The sequence below is a fragment of the Methylobacterium crusticola genome (assembly GCF_003574465.1).
Taxonomy (GTDB): Bacteria; Pseudomonadota; Alphaproteobacteria; order Rhizobiales; family Beijerinckiaceae; genus Methylobacterium; species Methylobacterium crusticola.
Genome location: NZ_QOWC01000043.1, coordinates 38,387 through 45,587 on the forward strand (window position 1 = coordinate 38,387; position 7,201 = coordinate 45,587).

8 protein-coding genes are annotated in these 7,201 nt (G+C 73.4%); 1 reads left to right on the forward strand and 7 read right to left on the reverse strand.

The window, feature by feature from the left end:
• Positions 1 to 23: 23 nt before the first annotated feature.
• The 5 genes from DT057_RS17690 to DT057_RS17710 all read right to left on the reverse strand — a co-directional run bounded on the left by DT057_RS17690 (position 24) and on the right by DT057_RS17710 (position 4,925).
• Positions 24 to 947 carry an amino acid ABC transporter substrate-binding protein gene (locus DT057_RS17690; protein ID WP_128563421.1) on the reverse strand — a complete coding sequence of 308 codons (924 nt, stop codon included), beginning with the start codon at positions 945 to 947 and terminating at the stop codon, positions 24 to 26.
• Entirely contained in the window at positions 947 to 2,230 is a 1,284-nt protein-coding gene (locus DT057_RS17695) for a dicarboxylate/amino acid:cation symporter (RefSeq protein ID WP_128563422.1), read from the reverse strand. Before DT057_RS17695 ends, DT057_RS17690 begins: the two co-directional genes overlap by 1 nt.
• Positions 2,231 to 2,432: 202 nt before the next feature.
• On the reverse strand, positions 2,433 to 2,861 hold the full coding sequence (locus DT057_RS17700; protein WP_128563423.1) for a response regulator: 429 nt from the start codon (positions 2,859 to 2,861) through the stop codon (positions 2,433 to 2,435).
• A gap of 121 nt (positions 2,862 to 2,982) precedes the next feature.
• Complete coding sequence (locus DT057_RS17705; protein WP_162501438.1) at positions 2,983 to 3,894, reverse strand: dienelactone hydrolase family protein; 912 nt, start codon at positions 3,892 to 3,894, stop codon at positions 2,983 to 2,985.
• A gap of 206 nt (positions 3,895 to 4,100) precedes the next feature.
• Positions 4,101 to 4,925 carry a trna delta -isopentenylpyrophosphate transferase gene (locus DT057_RS17710; protein ID WP_128563424.1) on the reverse strand — a complete coding sequence of 275 codons (825 nt, stop codon included), beginning with the start codon at positions 4,923 to 4,925 and terminating at the stop codon, positions 4,101 to 4,103.
• Positions 4,926 to 5,284: 359 nt separating this feature from the next.
• Here DT057_RS17710 and DT057_RS17715 point away from each other — a divergent pair, with 359 nt between their 5' ends.
• Positions 5,285 to 5,962, forward strand: a complete 678-nt coding sequence (locus tag DT057_RS17715; RefSeq protein WP_128563425.1) for a hypothetical protein — start codon at positions 5,285 to 5,287, stop codon at positions 5,960 to 5,962.
• A 33-nt stretch (positions 5,963 to 5,995) separates the two neighbouring features.
• Here DT057_RS17715 and DT057_RS17720 read toward each other — a convergent pair whose 3' ends face one another.
• Complete coding sequence (locus tag DT057_RS17720; protein ID WP_128563426.1) at positions 5,996 to 6,997, reverse strand: hypothetical protein; 1,002 nt, start codon at positions 6,995 to 6,997, stop codon at positions 5,996 to 5,998.
• Positions 6,994 to 7,201, reverse strand: a 208-nt coding sequence (locus DT057_RS36170; protein WP_203236303.1) for a hypothetical protein, incomplete at its 5' end; no start/stop codon positions are given. The genes DT057_RS17720 and DT057_RS36170, both read right to left, overlap by 4 nt.

The following is a 7,201-nucleotide window of genomic DNA, read 5'->3' on the forward strand; positions in this document are numbered from 1 at the left end:
CGGCGCGGGTCCGGGACCGCGCCTCACTCCTCGAGCCCGAGCACCTGGAAGCTCGTGCGCAGGTCCTCCGACATCGGCACGTTCAGCCGTTCGCCGTTGGGCAGGCGCTTCAGGAACCACTTCTCGTAGGTCCAGCGCAGCTCCCGGCTCTCGGCGAGGCGCCCGAAGGTGCCGGTCACCACGGCGGCGAGGTCCGGGTCGTCGCGCCGGAACATGATGCCGTAGGGCTCGAACGAGAGCTTGTCGGGCAGGACCGTGTAGGCGGCGCCGTCCGCCCCGGCCCCGGCGATCAGCCCGTACAGCAGCACGTCGTCGAGCGCGAAGGCGTCGGCGCGGCCCTCGCGGACCATGGCGAACGACTCGGCGTGGTCGCGCCCGACGAGGATCTCGGACTGGATCTTCAGCCGGGCGAGGAGCGCGCGCAGCGCCCCCTCGTTGGTGGTGCCGGCCGTCACCACGACCTTCTTCCCCCCGAGGTCGCGGTAGGAAGCGAGGCCCGCGTTGCGCCGCACCAGGAGCTTCGTGGCGCTGATGAAGGTGACGGGCGAGAAGGCGACGCTGCGCCGCCGCTCGGCGTTCGCGGTGGTCGAGCCGCACTCGAGGTCGACCTTGCCGGAGGTCACGGCCGCGATGCGCGATTCCGAGGTGACGGGCTCGTACACGATCCGCAGGCCGTCCCGGCCGACCGCGCGGGCGATGTCGTCGACGATCTCCTGGCACAGGTCGATGGCGTAGCCGAGCGGCCGGGCCTGGCCCTCCTCCACGAACGAGAACGGCAGCGAGCTCGTGCGGTAGCCGATCGTGACGCTGCCGCGGGCCGCGATGCTCTGGAGCGTCCCGGTGAGCACCTCGACCGAAGCGGCCGGGGCGGCGGCGAGGACCAGCCCGGCGAGGGCGGCGGCGAGGCGGACCGCGGGCCGCCCGCGCAGGCGCGCAGGGCGGCGCATCACTCGGCCGGTTCCGGCAGCGGGCTGACGTCGCGGTCGAGGCGCTGGTCGGTCATGGCGAGCTGCCCCTCCCACTTGGCGACCGCGACCGTGGCGACGCTGTTGCCGAGCACGTTCGTGGCCGAGCGGCCCATGTCCAGGAACTGGTCGATGCCGATGATGAGGAGGAGGCCCGCCTCCGGGATCTGGAAGGTCGAGAGCGTGGCCGAGATCACCACCAGCGAGGCCCGGGGCACGCCCGCCATGCCCTTCGAGGTCACCATCAGGAGGAGCAGCATGGTGAGCTGCTGGCCCAGGGTGAGCGGGATGTTGTAGGCCTGGGCGATGAACATCACCGCGAAGGTGCAGTACATCATCGAGCCGTCGAGGTTGAACGAGTAGCCCATCGGCAGCACGAAGCTGGTGATCCGGTTCGGCACGCCGAAGCGCTCGAGGTTCGAGAGCGTCTTCGGGTAGGCGGCCTCGCTCGAGGCGGTGGAGAAGGCGAGGACGAAGGGCTCCTTGATCAGGTCGAGCAGGCGCCGGATGGCCGTCGAGCCGACGAGCAGGTAGCCGGCCAGCACCAGGAGGCACCACAGCACCGCCAGGCTCAGGTAGAACTCGAGCATGAACTTGCCGTACGTCACCAGCACGCCGAGGCCCTGCGTGGTGATGGTGGCCGCGATGGCGGCGAACACCGCCACGGGGGCAAACATCATGACGTAGCCGGTGATCTTCAGCATCACGTCGGCGAGGCCCTCGATGCCGGCCGCGAGGGCGTGCCCCCTCTCGCCGAGAGCCGCGAGCGCGACGCCGAAGAACACCGAGAACACCACGATCTGCAGGATCTCGTTCGTGGCCATCGCCTCGACGGCGCTCTTGGGGACGAGGTGGGTGACGAACTCCTTGAGCGAGAGCGAGGCGGCCTTGAGCCCGGTGCCGGCGCCGGCCTCCGGCAGCGGCAGGTTGAGGGCGTCGCCCGGGCGCAGCAGGTTGACCATCACGAGGCCGAGCAGCAGCGAGCACAGCGAGGCGCCGACGAACCAGAGCAGCGCCTTGCCGCCGACCCGCCCGACCGAGGCCGTGTCGCCCATGTGGGCGATGCCCACCACCAGCGTCGAGAACACCAGGGGGGCGATGATCATCTTGATCAGGCGCAGGAAGATGTCGCTGATGAGCGAGATGTAGCCCGAGATCTCCTTGGCGGTCTGCGGGTCAGGCCAGGTGATGCTGCACAAGTAGCCGACCACGATGCCGAGCAACATGCCGATGAAGATGAGCGTGGTCAGCCGGGAGGATCGCATCGTTGCCTCTCCTGGCCGAGTTCTTCCGGGTTCGCGTCGCTCGGCCTGCGCCGGAAGTGAAGCACGAAACAGGCCACGTGCAAATTGCTTTGACGGCTACTCGGCGGCGGGCGGCAGGCCCGCGGGCTGCCCTCTGCCCGGCCGCGGGCGCGCCGCCGGCGGGGCGGGGCGGATCGGTCGGGACGGGAACCGGGACGGGCGCTCAGCCGGCGCTCGCGTCTCCCACCGGCGAGCGGTCGGAATGGAGGCCCGCCGCCTGCTCGACCAGGGTCAGGATGTCGAGGGCGCGCCAGGGCTTGGGGATGAAGGTCGCCGACACCCGCAGGTCGCTCGGCTGGTCGCCCGCGTCGCCCGAGGTGAGCAGCACGTGGACCCGGGGCCAGGTGACGCCGATGATCCGGGCGAGCTCGAAGCCGCCGATCTGGCCGGGCGTGCGGACGTCGGAGAACACCACGCTCACCTCGTCCCCGCGCTCGCGCAGGATCGCCAGGGCCTTCTCGGCGGTCTCGGCCTCGATGACGCGAAAGCCCGTCTCCTCGAGGAGCGTGGCCGCGAGGAAGCGCTCCTCCGGTTCGTCCTCGACGACCAGGATGACGGGCTGGGTCTTCGCGGCGGCGCCGGGTGCGGTCATGAGCAGGGAACGAACGGCCAGTCTACTGGTTGCATAGCTCCGCACCGTTCTGTCAATGCGCTCACGAAAGCTTGTCGCTGTGTGGCATCGCGGCAACGCCGCGACGCCGTGGGACCGCCGCTCAGGCGACGCCGTACTTCCGGAACCAGGCCAGCATGCGCGACCAGCCCTCGTCGGCCGCGGCCTTCCGGTAGCTCGGGCGGTAATCGGCGTGGAAGCCGTGGGGCGCGTCGGGGAAGACCTCGAGCTCCATCGTCCTGCCGGCGGCGCGGGCCGCGTCGCGGGCCTTCTCGACGTCGGCGACCGGGATGCCCGTGTCGGCGCCGCCGTAGAGGCCGAGCACCGGGGCGCGGATCTCGGCGGCGAGGTCGCCGGCGGTCTTCGGCTGGATCGGCGTGCGGGCGCCCCCGACGGGGCCATACCAGGCGACCCCGGCCTTCAGGCTGGCGCTGTGGGCCGCGTAGAGCCAGACCGTGCGCCCGCCCCGGCACCAGCCGGTGATGCCGAGCCGGCCCGAATCGCCCTTGGCCTCGGCCGCCGCCCAGGCGGCGGCGGCGTCGAGGTCGCCGAGCACCTGGGCGTCGGGCGTCTTCGACACCACCTCGCGCACGATGGTCTGCGCGTCGGTCATCGTGGAGACGTCGCCCTGTCGGGCGAACAACTCCGGGGCCACCGCGGTGTACCCGGCCTTCGCCAAGCGCCGGCAGATGTCCTTGATGTACTCGTGGACCCCGAAGATCTCCTCGACCACGAGGACGATCGGGAACGGGCCGGGGCCGCTCGGCATCGCCCGGTAGGCCGGCATCGGCCCGTCGCCGACCGGGATGCGCACCTCGCCGGCCTCGATCCCGGTCTCGTCGGTGTGGATGACCTGCGCCTCGACCCGGGTGGTCGCGAGGGTCAGGCCGCTCATCAGCCCGGTCATCACGAAGCCGCGCCGCGAGAACGGCGGCGTCACCAGCCCGTCGAGGCCCTGGAGGTCGCGGGTCCCGCCGGTCTCCGGCTCGCTCGTCGCCCCATCGCTCGTCACCATCCGCGGCTCCTCCCCTGTGCGATCGCCCGGGCCGCCTCGCGGCCGGCCTCTCGGGCGGGCGCCATCATGCGGGTGCGGCGGCGGCGGGCAAGGTGCGACGCGCCACTTTCGCGATCACGATTCAGGCGGGTGCCGGCGCGCGGCCTGGCCGGCGGCCCGCTTCGCGCGGACCGCCCGCCGGCGCCGGCCGGCCCGACCCCGGCGCGTCAGGCCACCGCCGCGGCCTTGCGCGCCTTGCCGGCGTTCCGGGCCGGCCAGCCGAGGCTGACGAGCCGGGCCTTGGCGTGCTCGCGCACCTCGTCGCGCAGGCCGGGCGCCATGGCGGCCAGCATGCGCTGGGTGTCGGGGTCGAGCATCAGGTCGGTGACCGCGTTGATGGTCGCCGCCGCGTCGATCCGGGCCGTGAGGTCGGCCTCCGCGGAGGCGCTCACCTCCCGGGCCGCCGTCTCGTCCTCGGGCACCCCCTCGTCGGCCGCCAGGGCCTCGGCCGGAGCGGCCCGGACCGCCCGCGACTCGGCCGAGGCGGTCCTCGGGGCAGCTTGCACCGGGGCGGCCTGGGCCGGTGCGACTTGCGCCGGTGCGGCCTGGGCCGCCGCGGCCTGGGCCGCCGCGAGGTCGGGCCGGCTGGCCTTGAACTCGTCCGCCTCGTCCTCGGAGTAGAGCAGGCCGTGCAGGCCGGCGAGCTTGAGGATGACCCGGTCCTTGGCGCGCTTCTCCGCCATGGCGAAGACGTAGGCCGCCTGGCGGCCGGAGACGCGGTAGTTCACGCCGATGAGCGCCTCGCCGATCGACCACTCGGTGCGGTCGCCGTTGGCGCCCGGCATGTGCCCGGTGACGAGGATCACGGCCTCGTCCCGCTCGGCCCGGACGATCACCGGCGCGTCGAAGCGGATGCGGGCCTGCACGGCGATGCGCTCGAGCGCCTTGTGGTAGATCACGGCGGTGCCCTGCACCCGCCAGACGTTGCCGGCGAGCGGCTCGCCGTAGGTCGCCAGGATGTCGGCGATCTGCTTGTCCGTCGTTGCGCTCATGCGATCGATCTCACCTGCTGGAAGCGGCATCCGGACGGGTCGTGAGCGTCCGGCTCCGCACCCGTTCCGTGTACCATGCAAGATGGTGATGGGCGAGGATTTTTGCCAGATTTGCGAGGCTCGAAATCCCGTTCCGGAGCGATGATTTTGTCGCATCCGGGCCGTGCTGCAGGATGCCGTGCGAACAGCCGAGGATCAGCACGGCCGCGCTTGAGCCCGGCGGATTTGCGGCGCATTGACCGGCTCGGATATGTTCGCTAATCGTTCTTGTCGCTTGGCGCGATGATGACTTCGATCCTGAGCCCGTGCCGCCGGCACTGCCGCGTCCGGCCCGATCTCGCCGTGAGTTCCGCCCGTCCATGAGCACGCATGCCCTGTTCGATCCGTCCTCCCTCGCGGAGCGCCCCGGCCGGCGCCGCGACGCGGTCCGCGGCGCCGGCCGGCGCGGCGTCGGCGTGGCGCTCGCGGTGCCCCGCGTCGCCCTCGTGGCGGATTTCCTGGCGATCGCGGCCCTCGATCCCGCGGTGGAGCGCCTGCGCGCCTCGCCGCCCCCCGTGCGCCTGTGCCTCGGCGACACGGTCGTGACCCACGCGGCCGATTTCGAGCAGACCCGCACGGACGAGACCGGCCTCCTCGTCGACGTCGTGGCGGAGGCGGATCTCGGGCGCCATCCGTTCCGCACCGCCTACGTGGCGGGGGAGCCGGTCCTGGCCGAGGACGGCCGCCGCTTCGTCATCGAGAGCGCCGCGACGCTCCGGGCCGAGCCCCGGATCTCGACCGTGCGCCTCGTGATGGCCTGCCGCCGCACCTACGTGTCGGCGGGCGACCGGGTCCGCATCCTGCACCACCTCGACGAGTGCGGCACCGGCCGCCTCGTCGAGTGCGCCGCCATGGTGCAGAACGCCCAGGACGGCGTCGCGGCGGTGCTGGCGCTGGCGGTGGAGGGGCTGGTCGCGGTCGACGTCAGCCGCCCGATCCTGCCGGAGACGCCGGTGCGGCGCCGCCCCCTGCCCTACCCGGATCCCTTCGGGTTCTAGAGCCGCGCCCGGTCCGGGTGGAGCGGCCGCGGCTCACGCCCCGCGCCGCGCCACCGCGCCCGCCACGAGGGCGCGGACCGCCGCCCGCACCGGCTCGGGGGTCTCGTCGCGGGCGAACTTGGCCTCGATCTCCTCGCGGATCAGGGCGCCGTCGTCGCTGCGGCCGAGGTCGGTCGTGGCCTCGGCGCGCAGCAGCGACACGAAGGCGCTCTCCACGGGGCCGGCCGGCGCCGGATCGGCGGCGGGCGCCACCTGCCGGCCGGTGAGGTCGAACACGTCGGCCGCGTGGGGCAGCGTCTCGGGCGCGAGCGCGAGGTCCCCGGACAGGATCCAGGCGGCGGGCTCGTGGGCGATCAGGTCCACGGAGGCCCGGGTGATGTTGCCCGGGTTGAACCAGACCGTGCCGCCCACGCTCACCGGCTGGTGCCGGCGGTGGACGTGGCCGTTGACCGCGAGCGCGCAGCCGAGGATCGGCGCGGGCGGCACCGCCCCCGGGTAGCCGCCCGCGAAGGCGAGGTCGTGGTGGGTGAGCCAGACCGTGCAGTCGACGCCGCCGAGGCACCCCCGCACGTCGTCCGGGATAACCTGCCCGTAGGGCGTCGCCCCGAGGCCGATGCGCTCCGACCCGACCGCGTAGCGGGCGGCGGGGCCCGATTCGGCCACGACGTCGAGGACGTCGCTCACGGCGAGCATCGCCAGGCTGTCGCCGTCCGAGAGGCGGGTGTGGCGGATGTCGTGGTTGCCGACGTTGGCGAGGGGCCGGTGCCGGAACGCCTTGAGGATGCGGATCAGGCGCGACTTCAGGCTCTCGTCGGGCTCGACCGGGTGCTCGAACAGGTCGCCGAGGAGCACCGGGGCGAGGTCGCGGGCGTTGGCGAGGGCCACGCAATGCGCGAGCTTCGCCAGCACGGGTCCGGGCCAGTCCCGGTCCTTGCGCCGGCCGGGCCGCCGCGACGAGACGTGGGGGTCGCCGATCAGCAGGAGCCCGCCGCAGCGCAAGGGGGCGGCCTCGAGCCGCTCGCGCCCGAGGATCACGCCGCCGCCCCCGGTGCCGTGACCGCACCCGGCCGCGAGGCCGCGTCCGGCCGCGAAGCCGCGTCCGGCCGTGAGGCCGCGTCCCCTTGGCGGTGGCGGTGCCCGGAGAGCAGCGCCTCGGCGGCGGCCGGGCCACCGCAGGCCGGGCAGCGCCCGCCCGTCGCGGCGAGGAGGTCCGCCATCGCGGCCTGCGCGGCCGCGAGG